The sequence below is a fragment of the Isoptericola sp. NPDC057559 genome, from assembly GCF_042801555.1.
Taxonomy (GTDB): Bacteria; Actinomycetota; Actinomycetes; order Actinomycetales; family Cellulomonadaceae; genus Isoptericola.
Genome location: NZ_JBHVFQ010000019.1, coordinates 1 through 15,723, shown reverse-complemented (window position 1 = coordinate 15,723; position 15,723 = coordinate 1). Strand labels below are relative to the sequence as shown.

14 protein-coding genes are annotated in these 15,723 nt (G+C 74.5%); 6 read left to right on the top strand and 8 right to left on the bottom strand.

What is annotated here, in order from left to right:
• Positions 1-128: 128 nt before the first annotated feature.
• The 6 genes from ACFU5J_RS16165 (at position 129) to ACFU5J_RS16140 (ending at position 7,170) form a co-directional block, all read left to right on the top strand.
• A complete protein-coding gene (locus tag ACFU5J_RS16165) occupies positions 129-1,610 on the top strand; it encodes a sugar ABC transporter ATP-binding protein (RefSeq protein WP_430577364.1) in 1,482 nt (493 codons plus the stop codon).
• The gene (locus tag ACFU5J_RS16160; protein WP_430579393.1) at positions 1,607-2,611 is read left to right on the top strand and encodes an ABC transporter permease; all 1,005 of its coding nucleotides are present in this window, start codon (positions 1,607-1,609) and stop codon (positions 2,609-2,611) included. Before ACFU5J_RS16165 ends, ACFU5J_RS16160 begins: the two co-directional genes overlap by 4 nt.
• 116 nt (positions 2,612-2,727) lie before the next feature.
• Positions 2,728-3,795 carry a substrate-binding domain-containing protein gene (locus ACFU5J_RS16155; RefSeq protein WP_430577366.1) on the top strand — a complete coding sequence of 356 codons (1,068 nt, stop codon included), beginning with the start codon at positions 2,728-2,730 and terminating at the stop codon, positions 3,793-3,795.
• 44 nt (positions 3,796-3,839) lie between these two features.
• On the top strand, positions 3,840-5,069 hold the full coding sequence (locus tag ACFU5J_RS16150; RefSeq protein WP_430577367.1) for a Gfo/Idh/MocA family protein: 1,230 nt from the start codon (positions 3,840-3,842) through the stop codon (positions 5,067-5,069).
• 53 nt (positions 5,070-5,122) lie between these two features.
• Positions 5,123-6,124, top strand: a complete 1,002-nt coding sequence (locus ACFU5J_RS16145; RefSeq protein WP_430577368.1) for a sugar phosphate isomerase/epimerase family protein — start codon at positions 5,123-5,125, stop codon at positions 6,122-6,124.
• 74 nt (positions 6,125-6,198) lie between these two features.
• Complete coding sequence (locus ACFU5J_RS16140; RefSeq protein ID WP_430577369.1) at positions 6,199-7,170, top strand: sugar phosphate isomerase/epimerase family protein; 972 nt, start codon at positions 6,199-6,201, stop codon at positions 7,168-7,170.
• A gap of 94 nt (positions 7,171-7,264) precedes the next feature.
• Here ACFU5J_RS16140 and ACFU5J_RS16135 read toward each other — a convergent pair whose 3' ends face one another.
• The 8 genes from ACFU5J_RS16135 to ACFU5J_RS16100 all read right to left on the bottom strand — a co-directional run bounded on the left by ACFU5J_RS16135 (position 7,265) and on the right by ACFU5J_RS16100 (position 15,299).
• The gene (locus ACFU5J_RS16135; protein ID WP_430579392.1) at positions 7,265-8,680 is read right to left on the bottom strand and encodes an alkaline phosphatase family protein; all 1,416 of its coding nucleotides are present in this window, start codon (positions 8,678-8,680) and stop codon (positions 7,265-7,267) included.
• Positions 8,677-9,873: a metabolite traffic protein EboE gene (gene eboE, locus ACFU5J_RS16130; protein WP_430579391.1), complete on the bottom strand. Its 1,197-nt coding sequence runs from the start codon at positions 9,871-9,873 to the stop codon at positions 8,677-8,679. The genes ACFU5J_RS16135 and eboE overlap by 4 nt, the downstream gene beginning before the upstream one ends.
• Before the next feature lie 10 nt (positions 9,874-9,883).
• Complete coding sequence (locus ACFU5J_RS16125; RefSeq protein WP_430579390.1) at positions 9,884-10,756, bottom strand: TatD family hydrolase; 873 nt, start codon at positions 10,754-10,756, stop codon at positions 9,884-9,886.
• Positions 10,757-10,758: 2 nt separating this feature from the next.
• Positions 10,759-11,394 carry an EboA domain-containing protein gene (locus ACFU5J_RS16120; protein WP_430579389.1) on the bottom strand — a complete coding sequence of 212 codons (636 nt, stop codon included), beginning with the start codon at positions 11,392-11,394 and terminating at the stop codon, positions 10,759-10,761.
• Complete coding sequence (locus ACFU5J_RS16115; RefSeq protein WP_430579388.1) at positions 11,391-12,356, bottom strand: sugar phosphate isomerase/epimerase family protein; 966 nt, start codon at positions 12,354-12,356, stop codon at positions 11,391-11,393. Before ACFU5J_RS16115 ends, ACFU5J_RS16120 begins: the two co-directional genes overlap by 4 nt.
• A complete protein-coding gene (locus ACFU5J_RS16110) occupies positions 12,353-13,243 on the bottom strand; it encodes an SCO3242 family prenyltransferase (protein ID WP_430579387.1) in 891 nt (296 codons plus the stop codon). The genes ACFU5J_RS16115 and ACFU5J_RS16110 overlap by 4 nt, the downstream gene beginning before the upstream one ends.
• On the bottom strand, positions 13,240-14,436 hold the full coding sequence (locus ACFU5J_RS16105; protein ID WP_430579386.1) for an inositol-3-phosphate synthase: 1,197 nt from the start codon (positions 14,434-14,436) through the stop codon (positions 13,240-13,242). The genes ACFU5J_RS16110 and ACFU5J_RS16105 overlap by 4 nt, the downstream gene beginning before the upstream one ends.
• Before the next feature lie 203 nt (positions 14,437-14,639).
• Positions 14,640-15,299 carry a GNAT family N-acetyltransferase gene (locus ACFU5J_RS16100; protein ID WP_430579385.1) on the bottom strand — a complete coding sequence of 220 codons (660 nt, stop codon included), beginning with the start codon at positions 15,297-15,299 and terminating at the stop codon, positions 14,640-14,642.
• Positions 15,300-15,723: the final 424 nt, after the last annotated feature.

The following is a 15,723-nucleotide window of genomic DNA, read 5'->3' as shown; positions in this document are numbered from 1 at the left end:
GGTTGTGGCACATGGTCGACGCAGACCCCCCAGAGGCACCGCAGCCCCGCCGAGAGCCCGCCCACACCGCGGGCACCGACACGGCTCCCGGCACGCCGTCCACGAGTCCCGACGCCCCCCTGCTCCGCATGGAGGGCATCGTCAAGCACTTCCCGGGCGCGAAGGCGCTCGACGGCGTCGACATCGACATCGTCGCCGGCGAGGTGCACTGCCTGCTCGGCCAGAACGGAGCCGGCAAGTCCACCCTCATCAAGGTGCTCGCCGGCGCCCACCAGCCCACCGCGGGCCGGATCGTGCTCGACGGCGAGGAGACGGTCATCCCGCACCCCGTCGCGGCCCTGCGGCTCGGCGTCGCCACGATCTACCAGGAGCTCGACGTCGTCGACGGGCTCACCGTCGCGGAGAACGTCTTCCTCGGCCACGAGCTCGCCAGCGGCGGGTTCACGCAGCGGCGCGAGGTCACGCGACGCACCCGCGAGCTGCTCCGCCGCCTCGGCCACCCGGAGATCTCCCCGCACCGCGAGGTCGGCATGCTGTCGGCGGCGGGCAAGCAGGTGGTCTCCATGGCGCGGGCGCTGTCCCACGACGCGCGCGTCATCGTCATGGACGAGCCGTCCGCCGTGCTCGACGCGGGCGAGGTGCAGAACCTCTTCCGGGTGGTGCGCGAGCTCACCGCGCAGGGCGTCGCGGTCGTGTACATCTCGCACCGGATGGAGGAGATCCGCGAGATCGGCGACCGCATCACGGTCCTCAAGGACGGGCGCACGGTGGGCCGCAACCTCCCCGCCACGACGCCGACCCCCGAGCTCATCCACCTCATGACCGGCCGCGCCGTCGAGTACGCGTTCCCGCAGCGGCCGGGCGTCCCCGACGACGCCCCCGTCGTGCTCGACGTCGAGGGTCTCGCCCTCGGCAGCACGTTCGAGGACGTGTCCTTCCAGGTGCGGGCCGGCGAGATCGTCGGGCTCGCGGGGCTCGTCGGCGCCGGCCGCTCGGAGATCCTCGAGACGCTCTACGGCGCCCGGCGGCGCACCGCGGGCACGGTCACGGTCAACGGGCGCCGCCTGCGGGCCGGCTCGGTCGCCGCCGCGGTGGACGCCGGCATCGGCCTGTGCCCCGAGGAGCGCAAGAGCCAGGGGCTCGTGCTCGACCAGCCGGTCTACCGGAACGTCACCCTGTCGACGTTCGCCCGCCTCGCCCACGGCGGCTGGCTGGACGAGCGCGCGGAGCGCGCGGCGGCGCGCGAGCAGGTCGCGGCCCTCGACCTGCGGCCCGCCGACGTCGACCGGGCCATCCGCACCCTGTCCGGCGGCAACCAGCAGAAGGCCATGTTCGGCCGCTGGGTGGTGCACGGCGTCGACGTGCTCCTCCTCGACGAGCCCACCCGGGGCGTCGACGTGGGCGCGCGCTCCGAGCTGTACGCCCTGGTGCGCCGGCTCGCCGACGCCGGGACGGCGGTGGTCGTCGTCTCGAGCGAGATCCCGGAGGTCCTGGGGCTCGCCGACCACGTGCTCGTGGTCTCCGAAGGACGCGTCGTGCACCGTGCACCGGCGCAGGACATCGACGAGCACCGCGTGCTCGACCTCGTCATGGAAGGAACCGCCGCATGAGCACCCAGGCCGCAGCGCCGCCCGCGGAGGCGTCGCGCACCTCGTGGTTGTCCGGCTCCGCCGGCCGCACGATCGGGCTGGTCGTGGCCCTCGTCCTCCTCGCCGTCGTCGGCGTGATCACGGGCGGCGAGCGCTTCGCCAGCATCGACAACACCATGACCATCCTCCGGCTCGCGTCGGTGACCGGCGTGCTGGCCATCGGGATGACGTTCGTCATCACGGCCGGCGGCATCGACCTCTCCGTGGGGTCGCTTGTCGGCCTCTCCTCCGTGTGGGCCAGCACGCTCGCCACGCAGACGATGGCCGAGAACACGCACTGGTCGATCATGGTCCTCACGGCGCTCGTGGTGGGCACGGTGGCCGGCCTCATCAACGGCGTGATCATCGCGTACGGCAAGGTGGTGGCGTTCATCGCCACCCTCGCGATGATGATCGCCGCCCGCGGCCTCGCCGAGATGATCTCCGGCCGGCAGACGCAGGTCGTGAAGGTCGGTGGCTTCCTCGACTTCTTCCGCGCGGACGTCATCGGCGTGCCCGTGCTGGTCTGGGTGTTCGTCGTCGTCGCCGTGGCGGGCTGGTTCCTGTTCAACCGCACCACGTTCGGGCGTCGCACCGTGGCCGTGGGCGGCAACGTCGAGGCGTCGCGCCTCGCCGGCATCAAGGTGCAGCGCCACCTGCTGTACCTCTACGGGCTGTCTGGGCTGACCTCCGGCATCGCGGGCGTCATGATGCTCGGCCGCACCACCGCGGGAAGCTCGACGAACGGCCTGTACTACGAGCTCGAGGTGATCGCCGCGGTGGTCGTCGGCGGCACCCTCCTCATCGGCGGCCGCGGCACGATCGTCGGCACCGTGATCGGCGTCCTCATCTTCGCGACGCTCACCAACGTCTTCACGATCAACAACCTGTCGATCTCCGCCCAGAACGTCGCCAAGGGCGCGATCATCGTGGCCGCCGTGCTGATCCAGCAGCGCTTCGCCAGGCGCTCGACGTCGACCTGACGTCCGCGGCCGCCGCACCCCCGTACCTCCTGCATCGCTCGCACCCCCTGCACCACCCGCACCACCCGCACCGGGCCCTCCGCCCGGCAGGGCCGGACCGAATCGAGGATGATCACATGTCCGCACGCACCGAGCTGGGGCGTCTCCACCGCCGCGGGCGCACCGTCGCGCTCGCCGCCGTGGCCACCACCGCCGTCCTTCTCGCCGCCGGCTGCACCAGCAACGAGCCGCCCGAGGACACGACCTCGGCCGCCCCGCAGGTCGCCGCCGAGGGCAACGACGAGCCCGGGGAGAAGGTCGTCATCGGCTTCTCCGCCCCCGCCGCCGACCACGGCTGGATGGGCGCCATCACCAAGTCGGCGGTCGACACCGCCGAGCAGTACGAGGACGTCGAGCTCCGCCAGGCCGAGGCCACCAACGACGTCAACGTCCAGATCAGCCAGGTCGAGCAGTTCATCAACGACAAGGTCGACGCGATCGTGCTCCTGCCGTTCGACGGCGCGGCGCTCACCGAGGTCGCCAAGAAGGCGATGGACGCGGGCATCCCCGTGATCAACGTGGACCGTGAGTTCTCCAGCCCGTTCGCGGCCCGTGCCACCGTGCTCGGCGACAACTACGGCATGGGCGTGAGCGCCGGCACCTACATCTGCGAGCAGCTCGGCGACAAGCCCGACGCCGTCGTCGCCGAGATCGCCGGCATCGACTCGCTGCCGCTCACCCAGGACCGCAGCAAGGGGTTCAAGGACGCCCTGGCCGACTGCGGCCTCGACGTCGACGCCCGCGTCGCCGCGGACTTCACCGTCCAGGGCGGCGAGACGGCCACGTCGAACCTGCTCCAGGCGCAGCCGAAGATCGACGCGATCTGGAACCACGACGACGACCAGGGCGTCGGCGTCCTGGCCGCCATCGAGAACGCGGACCGCGACGAGTTCTTCATGGTCGGCGGGGCGGGCTCGCTCGACGTCATGGAGCACATCGAGGCCGGCGACTCCGTGCTCCAGGCCACGGTCGTCTACCCGTCCACGCAGGCCGCCGACGGCATCAAGCTGGCCCGGCTCGTGGTGCACGACAAGAGCATGGGCGACCTGGTCTCGGCCGGCGTGCCGCGCACCACGCAGCTGTACGCGCCCGTCGTCACCAAGGACAACGTCGAGCAGTACAAGTCGATCGGCTTCCGTTCCTGACCTGCCGGCACGTCACGATCCGCACCACGTAAGGAGGTCGCTCGATGAGCGAGCACGCCACGGCAGGGGGCACGCCCACGCTGGGAGTCGGGATGGTCGGGTACGCGTTCATGGGGGCCGCGCACTCGCACGCGTGGCGCACGGCGCCGCGGTTCTTCGACCTCCCGCTCGCTCCGCGGATGCGGGTCGTGGCGGGCCGCAGCGCCGACGGGGTGCGGGAGGCGGCGGACCGGCTCGGCTGGGACGACGCCGTCACGGACTGGCGCGAGCTGCTGGCGCGCGACGACGTCGACCTCGTCGACGTGTGCACGCCGGGCGACACGCACGCCGAGATCGCCGTCGCGGCGCTCGAGGCGGGCAAGCACGTGCTGTGCGAGAAGCCGCTCGCCAACTCGGTGGCGGAGGCGGAGGAGATGGTCCGGGCCGCCGAGGCGGCGGCCGAGCGCGGGGTGCGCGCGGCGGTGGGGTTCACCTACCGCCGCGTGCCCGCGATCCAGCTCGCGCGGCGTCTCGTCGCCGAGGGTCGGATCGGCGAGGTGCGGCACGTGCGCGCCCAGTACCTCCAGGACTGGCTGTCCGACCCGGAGGCGCCCCTGTCGTGGCGGCTCGACAAGGAGAAGGCCGGCTCGGGGGCGCTGGGCGACATCGGGGCGCACGTCGTCGACCTCGCCCAGTTCGTCACGGGGGAGCAGCTGGTCGGCGTGGCCGGGATGCTCGAGACGTTCGTCCGCGAGCGGCCGCTGCCGGCGTCGTTCTCCGGCCTGTCGGGGGAGGCGGGCGAGGGGACCGGCCCGGTGACGGTGGACGACGCGGCCGTGTTCTTCGGCCGGCTCGCGGGCGGGGGGCTCGCGAGCTTCGAGGCGACGCGCTTCGCCTGGGGCCGCAAGAACGCCATCCGGCTCGAGGTGAACGGCACCCGCGGCTCGCTCGCCTTCGACTTCGAGGACATGAACCTCCTGCACTTCTTCGACGCCTCGGACGACGCCGAGGTGGCGGGCTTCCGCCGCATCGTCGTCACCGAGCCCGTCCACCCGTACGGCGGGCACTGGTGGCCCCCGGGCCACGGCCTCGGGTACGAGCACGCGTTCACCCACCAGGTCGTCGACCTCGTCGGGGACCTCGCGGCCGGCCGCCAGCCGACCCCGTCGTTCGCCGACGGCCTCGCCGTGCAGCGGGTGCTCGACGCCGTCGAGCGCAGCTCCGCCGCCGAGGGCGGGTGGGTCCGCCTGGGGGAGGACGCCCCCGCCGCGGCGCCGGCGCCGTCCGGGCGGTAGCACCTCCCCGACCCGCTGAGACCGAGAGCTCGCTGAGATCGAGAGGAATCACGATGGCACGACCGATCACGCTGTTCACGGGCCAGTGGGCCGACCTGCCGCTGGAGGAGGTGGCGCGGCTGGCGTCGGGCTGGGGCTACGACGGCCTCGAGCTCGCCTGCTGGGGTGACCACCTCGACCCGTGGCGGTGGGACGACGACGCGTACGTCCAGTCCCGGCTCGACCTGCTGGAGCGGCACGGGTTGAAGGTGTACGCCATCTCCAACCACCTCAAGGGCCAGGCCGTCTGCGACGACCCGATCGACGAGCGGCACCGCGACATCCTGCCGGACGTCGTGTGGGGCGACGGCGACCCGGAGGGCGTGCGCCAGCGAGCCGCCGAGGAGATGAAGCACACCGCGCGCCTGGCGCGGCGGCTCGGCGTCGACACCGTCGTCGGCTTCACCGGGTCGTCGATCTGGAAGTACGTGGCGATGTTCCCGCCGGCGTCGGAGGCCATGGTCGAGGCCGGGTACCAGGACTTCGCCGACCGCTGGAACCCGATCCTCGACGTCTTCGACGACGAGGGCGTGCGCTTCGCGCACGAGGTGCACCCCAGCGAGATCGCCTACGACTACTGGACCACGGTCCGCACCCTCGAGGCGATCGGGCACCGCGAGGCGTTCGGCCTCAACTGGGACCCGTCGCACATGGTGTGGCAGGACCTGGACCCGGTGAGCTTCCTGTGGGACTTCAAGGACCGCATCTACCACGTGGACTGCAAGGACACGAAGAAGCGGATGGGCAACGGCCGCAACGGGCGCCTGTCGTCGCACCTGCCGTGGGCGGACCCGCGGCGCGGGTGGGACTTCATCTCGACGGGGCACGGCGACGTGCCCTGGGAGGACGCGTTCCGGATGCTCAACACGATCGGCTACGCCGGGCCCATCTCGATCGAGTGGGAGGACGCCGGCATGGACCGGCTCGTCGGCGCGCCCGAGGCGCTGGAGCTGGTGCGGCGCCTCGCGTTCGACGCCCCCGAGGCAGCGTTCGACGCCGCGTTCTCGACGAGATGACCGTGCGCGACCGCTGACCCCGCACGACGCATGACCGCACAGACCGCATGCCGCACTGATCGAGGGAGATCACCATGAGCATCCGTTCCGAGGTCGACCGCAGGACGTTCCTCCGCCTCGCGGGCTCCACCGTCGCCGTGGGGGCGGCCGTGGTCGGCGGCGCCGCGCCGGCGCTCGCGGCGGGGACGCCGCCGCCCGGGCGACGCCTGGTGCCGCCGGGCAAGCTGGGCATCCAGCTGTACTCCATCCGCGACAAGGTGTCCTCGCTCGGCTTCCGCACGGTGTTCGAGCGGCTCTCCGCGCTGGGGTACGCCGAGGTGGAGTTCGCCGGCTACACGCAGGGCTCCGTCGGCGCCATCACGCCGGAGGAGATCCGGGTGCTGCTCGACGACAACGGCCTGGTCGCCGTCGGCTCGCACCGCGGGATCGGCGACTACAGCAGGAACCTGGAGGCCGAGCTCGACATCGCCCAGACCCTGGGCATGGCCCACGTCGGGACGGCGGACGCCCCCACGGGGAACCGGACCGTGGGCGGCTACCTCGCCGCCGCCGAGCAGTTCAACGGGTTCGGGGCGGCCGCGGCCGCGCGCGGCCTGAAGTTCTACCAGCACAACCACGACGGCGAGTTCGGGTTCGCCACCGACGACCCGTCGGTGCGGCTGTACGACGTCTTCCTCGAGAACACCGACCCGGCGGCGGTCTACCTCGAGATGGACGTGTACTGGGCGTTCGTGGGCCAGCACCGGTACCCGGGGTTCGACCCGGTCGACTACGTGCTCGCGCACCGGTCCCGCTACCCGATGTTCCACCTCAAGGACGGCAAGGCGAACCCGGCGTCGGGCGCGGGCTACGACATGGTCGAGTTCGGCGCGGGCGACATCGACTACCAGGCGTTCCTCGGCGCGCTCGGCGGCTCGGGCCGCCAGCACGGGATCTGGGAGCAGGACAACGCCGCCCAGGTCGCCGAGCCGCCGCACGCGCTCGACTCGCTCGGCAACGCGGGCCGCAGCGCGGACGCGCTCCTGGCGCTGCGCGCCAAGGGCTGACCCTCGCCTCGGTCGACCAACGGCCGACAGCACTGCGGGACGCCACCTCCGGGTGGCGTCCCGCACTGCTGTCCGGGCCGGTGGCCGCGCCTCGCTACCGCGCCGTGAGCGCGGCGTGCCCCTGGAGCTCCAGCACGAGGTCCTTGACCGCGGTGGCGGGCACCTGCCGGTCGTCCGCCGCCACGAGCGCGGCGACCGACGCGGGCACAGCGTCGTCCGAGCAGAGGATGAGCGGGGTGTTCGCCGAGGAGGTCGGCAGCCGGCCGTGCGTGCCGCGCACGCAGGACGGGTCGAGGGGCACGGTGCTCATCGCGTACCGCAGCCCCAGCTTCTTCTTCACCAGGTTCAGCCCCGCCTTCGCCTTGGCGAGCGGGTCCGCCGGGTCGAAGAACAGCTCCGCGGGGTCGTAGCCCGGCTTGCGGTGGATGTCGACGCCCCGCGCGTACTCCGGGGCCCGCGCGTCGTCGAGCCAGAAGTAGTACGTGAACCAGGCCCCGGGCTCCGCGACGACGACGAGCTCGCCGGAGCGCTCGTGGTCGAGCCCGTACCGGGCCTGCGCCTGGCGGTCGAGCACCTCGTCGACGCCCGGGACGGAGCGCAGCAGGTCGGCGACCCGCGGGACGTCGGACTCGTCGGCGACGTACACGTGCGCGACCTGATGGTCCGCGACGGCGAACGCGCGGGACGCCCACGGGTCGAGCTGCTCGCGCCCGTCCTGCACGTAGACCTGGAGCAGCCCCTCGCGGCGCAGCAGCCGGTTGAGGTGCACCGGCCGGTCCGCGCCCGCGATCCCGTACTCCGACACGACCACGACGGTCACGCCGTCGGCCTCCGCCTGGTCGAGGAGCGGGGTGAGGGCGGCGTCGAGCTCGGCCGCCGCGGCGTCGGCCTGCGGCGAGTCGGGGCCGAACCGCTGCAGGTCGTAGTCGAGGTGCGGCACGTACGCCAGGGTGAGGTCGTCGGCGCGCTCGGAGAGCACGTGGCCCGTGGCGCCGATGATCCAGCGGCTCGAGTCGATCGACGCCGTCGGCCCCCAGTAGGTGAACAGCGGGAACTCGCCGAACCGGCCCACGAGCTCGTCGTGCAGCGCGGCCGGGCGCACGTACGCGTCGGGCGACTTGCGGCCGTCGGCGTGGTAGATCGGCCGGGGCGTGACGGTGACCTCGGTGGTCATCCCCATCGCGTACCACCAGCACACGTTCGCGGCGGAGTACTCGGGGTCGGCCGCGCGGCCGGCCTCCCAGAGCTTCTCCCCGGCCACCAGCCGGTTGTGCTGGCGCCACAGGTGGACGTCGCCGAGGCCGCGGAAGTACCACCCGTTGCCGACGGCCCCGTGCTGCGCCGGCATCAGGCCGGTGAGGAGGGTGGACTGGACGCTGCAGGTCACGGCCGGCAGCACCGTGGCGAGCTCGGAGGACCAGCCGCCGGCGGCCAGGCGGCGCAGGCGCGGCATGTGCGCCAGGGCGCGGGCGGTCAGCCCGACGACGTCGAGCAGCAGGACGGGCTTCATGCGACGCTCCTCGCGTTCAGGGGGGTGGTGCTCGGCTCGGCGGCCCCGCCGCCGAGGTGGTCGCGCGCCCAGCGCAGCTCCGCCGCGATGCCCGCGACCAGCTCGGCCGGGCCGTCGGGGCGGACGTCGGCGGGGAGCACCGACCACGTGTACGTCTCGACGTCCAGGTGCGCCCGGTCGCCGTGCGGCGCCGCCGCGACGGCGGCGACGGCCGCCCGGAGCACGTCGGTGGTGGCCGCCAGCGGGGCGGCGGGCGCGTGGTGCAGCGGCACGTGGAAGTGCACGCGCCACGGCCCGTGCGCCGGGAGGCGGCCGGCCAGGGCCTCCGGCAGGTCGTCGGCACCGGCGACCGCCCCGTCGGCCCCGCGCTCGCGGACCTGGTGCAGGTACCGGGTCTCGGCGAACCGCGCGACGGCCTCCCGCGCGCCGGGGTCGGCCGGGTCGTCGACGTGCAGCGCCGCGGACGCCTGGACCTTGACCACGCGCAGGCCCGCGTCCGTGATGCGCGCGACGGCGGCGGCCGGGTCCGCGAACGACACCGCGAGGTGGCACGTGTCGAGGCAGACCCCGACGAGCTCCGGGTCGATGCGGCGCTCGGCCGGCAGGTCGGTCGCGGTGCGGGCCGCGAGCCAGGCGACGACGTCGTCCACGGTGTCGAGGACGCAGCCGGGCTCGGGCTCGACGGCGACGCGGACCGTCCGGCCCGTGCGGTCCGCGAGGTCGCGCAGGCCGCGGGAGAGGGTGGCGAACGCGCGGGTGGCCTCGTCGTCGTCCGCGGGCGTCCACGGCGCGCGCCACGCCAGCGGCAGGGTGGAGATCGAGCCGTCGACGCCCTCGGGCAGGAGGTCGGCGAGCACCCGGGCGCACGCGAGCACGTAGTTGAGGCGCGCCCGCTCGGCCCAGGTGGGCGAGTAGACGGCGTGCTTGACCACCTCGTCGTGGAACCCCCCGTACGGGAAGGCGTTGAGCGTGTGGACCACGAGCCGGTGCTCGGCGAGCACGCGGCGCAGCCGCTCGCGGTCCTCGGGGGACCGGTCGAGCCGGTGCGCCAGCGCGGCGGGGAGCCAGAGGCCGACGCCGAGCGTCTTGAGCCCGGCGGCCTCGCGCACCGGCCCGGCGGTGCGCGCCAGCTGGTCGAGCACGCCGTCGAGGTCCTCGGCGGGGTGGACGTTGGTGCAGTAGGAGAGCAGCATCGCGCGCCCCTCAGACCCGTGCGCCGCGAAGGACGGAGGAGCCCTCGAACGTGGCGCTCGCGGCCTCGCCGGGGACGAAGCCGGGGACGGGGTCGAGCACGAGGTTCCCGGACTGCTCGTAGAACGCCACGGGGTTGCGCCAGAGCACCTGGTCGACGTCGCCGTGCGTGTACCCGTCGGCCAGCATCGCGCGCCCGGTCCGTGCGGTCTTCAGCGGGTCCGAGCGGCCCCAGTCCGCGGCGGAGTTCACGATCATCCGCTCGGTGCCGTGCTCGCGCAGCAGGGCGACCATCCGGCCCTCGTCCATCTTCGTGTCCGGGTAGATCGAGAACCCGGCCCAGCAGCCGGCGTCGCGCACCATCGCGACGTTCGTCTCGTTGAGGTGGTCGACGAGCACCCGCTCGGGCGGCAGCCCGGACTCGCGCACCACGTCCAGCGTGCGGCGGGTGCCGGCGAGCTTGTCCCGGTGCGGGGTGTGCACGAGGACGGGGAGGTCCGCGTCGAGGGCGAGCTGCAGCTGGGCGGCGAACACCTCGTCCTCGGCGGGGGTCATGGAGTCGTACCCGACCTCGCCGACGGCGACGACGCCGTCCTTGAGCAGGTAGCGCGGGATCTCGTCGAGCACCGCCCGGCAGCGCGGGTCGTTCGCCTCCTTCGGGTTCAGCGCGATGGTCGCGTGGTGCCGGATGCCGAACTGCGCGGCCCGGAACCGTTCCCAGCCGAGGAGGGCGTCGAAGTAGTCGCAGAAGGACCCGACCGAGGTGCGCGGCTGGCCGAGCCAGAACGCCGGCTCGACGACGACGCGCACGCCGGCGGCGTACATGGCCTCGTAGTCGTCCGTGGTGCGGCTCGTCATGTGGATGTGGGGGTCGAGGATGCGCATGCTCACTCCTGGGTGGTGGTCGTGGGGATCAGCCGGTCGACGTCCGGGGGGACGATCCGGCCGGCCGCCCGCCGTTCCGCGGCGAAGTCGGTGGCCATGCGGGCGAGCTCGGGGTCCGCGCGGGACTCCAGGTCGGCGACGGCGTCGAGGCTCACGCCCATGAAGACGAGCTTGAGGACGGCGTGCCGCCAGGCGTGCTGGTCGAGGTACCGCGAGCCGAAGGTCCCGGTGGCGGCGGCGACGAGCGCCTGGTCGTTGGACCGCAGGGCGTCAGCGGCGAGCTCGACGCCGGTCGCGACGACGTCGTCCGCCGGCGCGCCACGCGCCGCGAGGGCGTCGAGGCCGCGCAGCACGCCGCGGCGCTCGGCCGCGTCCCCGCCGCGGTAGAGGGCGGCGAGCCGGTCGCCGAGCCCGTCGCCGGAGGAGGCCGCGAGCGTGACGACGAGCTCGGCCCGGGCCGCGTCGTCGACGGTGCCGCGCACGACGCCGGTGGGGTCGGCGTCGGGGTGCAGCGGTGCTCGGCCCACCCGGCGGGGGACGAGCGCGAACGCCCGCGTGACCGCGTCGGGGTCGCGCGCGACGTCCGCGTGGGCCTGCTCGAGCCACGCGGTCGCCGCGCTGGTGGGGGTGGGTGTCATGGTCGGACCTCCGTGGTCGTGGACGTCTCGCGCGTGGACGCCGTCCGCCACGCGTCGTGCAGCGCCGTCAGGCTCCGGCGGGCGAGGTCCGGTGCGTCGTGGGAGTGCCGGGGGAGCTCGACGGCGGCGACGCCGGAGTAGCCGAGGTCCGCCAGCGTGGCGAGCACCAGGGGCAGGTCGATCTCGCCCTCCCCGAAGGGGCGGTGCTCGTGGTGGGTGGAGGGCATGTCGTCCAGCTGCACGTTGGCCAGGTGCGGCGCGGCGGCGCGCAGGGCGCCGACGACCCCGTCGGGCTCGACCACGAGGCAGTGGCCGACGTCGACCGTGAGGCCCAGGTCGTCCCCGGCCGCACCGAGCTCGGCGCGCAGCCGCAGCGCGTCCGCGACCGTCTCGACGAGCATCCCGGGCTCGGGCTCCAGCGACATCCGCACCCCGCGCTCGCGGGCGTGCTCGAGCAGGCGGGGGAGGCGGTCGTGCAGCCGCGCCCACCCGTCGGAGGCGCGGTCCCCGGCGGGCAGGATCCCGGAGAAGAACGAGACGCAGCGGGCGTCCAGGGCGGCCGCCACGTCGACGGCCCGCTCCAGGTACCGCAGCCGCACGTCGGCGTCGGCGTCGACGAGGGTGGGGCGGTGCTTGACCCACGGGTCGAGCAGGTAGCGGGTGCCGGTCTCGACGACGACGGCGGCCCCGGCGCCGTCCCGCATGCGCGCGAGGCGCGCGGCGACGCGGGCCACCTGTGCGTCGGCGTCGTGCGCGAACGGGTCGAGGTGGGGGAACCCCAGGGTGAGCGCGACGGCGTCGTACCCGACCTCGTCCAGCACGTCGAGGGCCGCCGGCAGCGGGTGGTCGCCGAAGCCGTTGGTGCCGTACCCGAGGCGGAACCCGGGCCGCGCCGCCGGGTCGGCGGACGGGTCGGCGGACGAGCCGGCGGACGAGCCGGGGGACGGCGTCGGCGCGGTCACGTGATGCTCACCCGGCCCCGCCGGCGCAGGAGCGCGGTGGCGGCCGCCGAGGCCCCCGCGAGCGCCACCGCCTCGACGCGCCCGCCCCGCAGCGCCCAGGCGGCCTGGAGGGGCACCATCGCTTGGATCCCCGCCCTCGTCGCCGACCGCGCCGCGCCGGCGGAGCGGTCCTGGGCGGCCCGGAGCTGGCCGGGGAGGCACGCGGCCGCGTACGCGGCCGCCGCCGCGACCGCGCCCCCGCGGGCCCACCCCCTGGCGGGGGCGGTCCCGGGGCGGGCGAGCGCCGCCGCGGCCGTCCCGGCGGCGACGACCGCGGTGGTGACGGCGGCGGACGTCCCGACCGCCGTCGTCGTGCCGTGCACCTCCCCGCGGGAGAGCACGGTGACGCCGAGGGTGTGCACCGCGAGCGCGGCCGCCGCGGGCAGGGCGGGCCGCACGCCGGTCGGCGCCGCGCCGAGCAGCACGTCGAGGCCGCGGCACGCGGCCATGACGAGCGGCCCCGACCGGCTGTCCTTCGCGACCAGGTCGTAGGTCAGGACGCAGGCGGCCAGGGGCACGGCGACGGTCAGCGCGGCCCGCCCGCCGCCGAGCGCGGCCAGGGTCACGCCGGCGCCGGTGAGGGCGGCGCCCGTCGCCAGGGCCTGCCCGGGGGTGACCCGGCCCGAGGGGATCGGCCGCTCCGGCCGCTCGACGGCGTCCAGGTCGCGGTCGGCGTAGTCGTTGAGCGCCATGCCGCCCAGGTACAGGCACGCCGACGCCACGGGCAGGAGCACCCGGCGGCGGGCGGGGCCGCGCCCGGGCGACGACGCCATGCCGGCGAGCGTGTCGCCGAGCACCGTCAGCGCCGCGGGGGCGCGGACGAGCTCCGCGGCGTCGCGGGGCGTCACCGGCGCGCCTGGTCCGCCGCGCGCACCGCCCACGCGGCGAGGTCGGCGGCCTGCGACGCGGCGTCGTGCACCGAGGACGCCCACGGGTCCTTGAAGAAGAACCCGAGCTCCGGGACGGGGCCGGCGACGCCGGCGGCGTGGGCGAGGGCGAGGAGCCGGGCGAGGTCGAGCACCATGGGGGCGGCCAGCATGGAGTCGTAGGCGCTCCACGTGGTCTGCAGGGTCAGGCGCGAGCCGAGGAACCCCTCGACGTGCACGTGGTCCCACGCGACCTTCGTGTCGCCGAGGTCGGGCACGTTGTCGATGTGCAGGGGCGTGACGTCGCTGCCGGTGAGGTCGTGCAGGCCGCGGGTCTTCGTGGCGAGCTTGCTGCGCGCGGCCTCGGGGTCGGCCAGGGTCGCGCCGTCGCCGCCGCCGAGCAGGTTGGTGCCGGCCCACGACAGCACGCGCAGGCCCCGGGCGGTGAAGGCCGGCGCCAGGACGGTGCGCAGCCAGGTCTGCCCGGTCTTGCCGTCCTGCCCCGCGACGGGGAGCCCGGCCTCCGTGGCCAGCCGGGTGAGGGCCGGCAGGGACATCCCCGCCGACGGCGTGAACGCGGCGTACGGGGCGCCGGCGAGCACCGCCGCGTACGCGGAGACGGACGACGCCGGCAGCACGGCGCGGCCCGGGTCGGTCAGCGCGGTGCGCAGCGCGGCCACGTCGTCGTGCTCGCGGGTCGGCGTGACCGGGGGCTCGGTCGCCGAGACGTCGACGACCACCACCCGCGCGAGGCCGTGGCGCTCGCGGAACCCGGTGATGTCGGTGGCGAGCCGGTCGGCGGCGTCCTGCTGGCTGCCCCGGTGCTCGGCCGGGTCGTAGCCGGTGCGGACGTCGGCGTCCGCGACCTCGAGCGCGTGGTGGGTGGCGGCCAGGAGCCGCGGCGGGATCATGCCCGCCTCGACGAGGCCCTCGGCGCGCTTCGTCATCGTCGTGGGGGAGAGGTCGTGCCCGCCCACGACGAGGTCGCCGAACGCGGGCATCGGGACGTCCTCGAACCCGGCACCCGCGGTGACGCAGCCCGTCGCGGGGGCGTGCCCCTCGGAGAGCGCCGCCAGCCCGAGGGTGGCCGTCGTGGCGACCGAGCCGTGCGCGCCGACGAGCCAGAGGCCCGTACGTCCGGTCGGGTGGTGGTGGTCCGCTGTGGCGTGGTGCATCGTCGCTCCCCGAGGTCGGCGGTGCTCGGCGCCGAGCACCACGTCGAGGGCCCCTCTGCCCCCGACGGCCGCCACGCTAGCGAGGCTTCTGACGGTCCGCAATCAAAAGATGGATCTCGTACCGTCGAATGGTGGGGTCCGGTCGACAGGTTCCGCCGTGGGCACCGTCGCCCGACGTGCGTCGGGCGCGCCGGCGGCCCGGGTCACGCCGAGGGGCGCGCTCCCGTGCCGGGCTCGCCCGTGGCACGCAGCATGACGACGTCGTCGTGCTGCACGCCCCCGACGTCGTACGTGCGCGTGCCCGCGACCTCGAAGCCGTGCTTGCGGTAGAACGCCTGGGCCCGCACGTTCTGGCCGTTGGTGCCGAGCCACAGCGGGGCGGCGACGCCGGCCGCGGACCCGAGCTCGGCGGCCGCGGCGGCGGCCCCGTCGAGCAGGTGCGCCGCGACGCCCCCGCCCAGCGCCTCGGGGTGCACGTAGATCTTGGACAGCTCCGCGTACGGGCCTGGGCCCGCGACGGCGCGGAGCACCGCGCGCTCCTCGGCACCGGCGGGCTCGCCGAACGCCACGAGCGCGTAGCCGAGCAGCGGGGGTACGTCGTCGGAGGTCGCGCCCCTCCTGCCGCCCGCCTCGTCGACCGCCACCAGGAGCGCGTGGCGGTCGGACACGGCCCACGCACGGAAGTCGGCCGGCGCGAGGTGCGCGGCGACGTGCGCGGCCATGGTGGCGACCGGCGTCCCGGGCGGGCAGGCGAGCGGGAACGTGAGGGCGGCGAGCCATGCGACGTGGGCCGCCTCGGCGGCGCGGGCGGGGCGGACGAGGACGGACGCGGGGCGCGGGACGGCGGTCGGCGGGGTGGTCACGCGACGATTCTCGCGCGCCCGGAGGGCGTGTGCGCCGCGTCACCGCGGACGGAGTTGGCCGGGTGCCGTGGAGCGTGTAATGTTCTACGACGTCAGCCCGACAGGGAGACGGACACCGAAGAGCATGACCGGGACACCGGGCAGCTCGGGTGGCCGACCGGGGTTGGAACTCACTACGAGAACGGGTTAGCATTCGTGCGCCCCGGACATCGTTCGTGGGGCTTGCCGATGAAAGTCGGACGGTCCGAAACCTGGAAAACAGGCGGTTGGAACGGCCGGAAAGAATCTGGTAAGTTTGAGGGGTTGCCCCGGCGGGGTCGGAATCGAAGGGTTCTGGTCTTGTGGGTGTGCGTCGGTTGTTTGAGAACTCAACAGTGTGTTTGATAGTCAATGCCAATTATTTGGAATCTTTGATGGTTCCTAT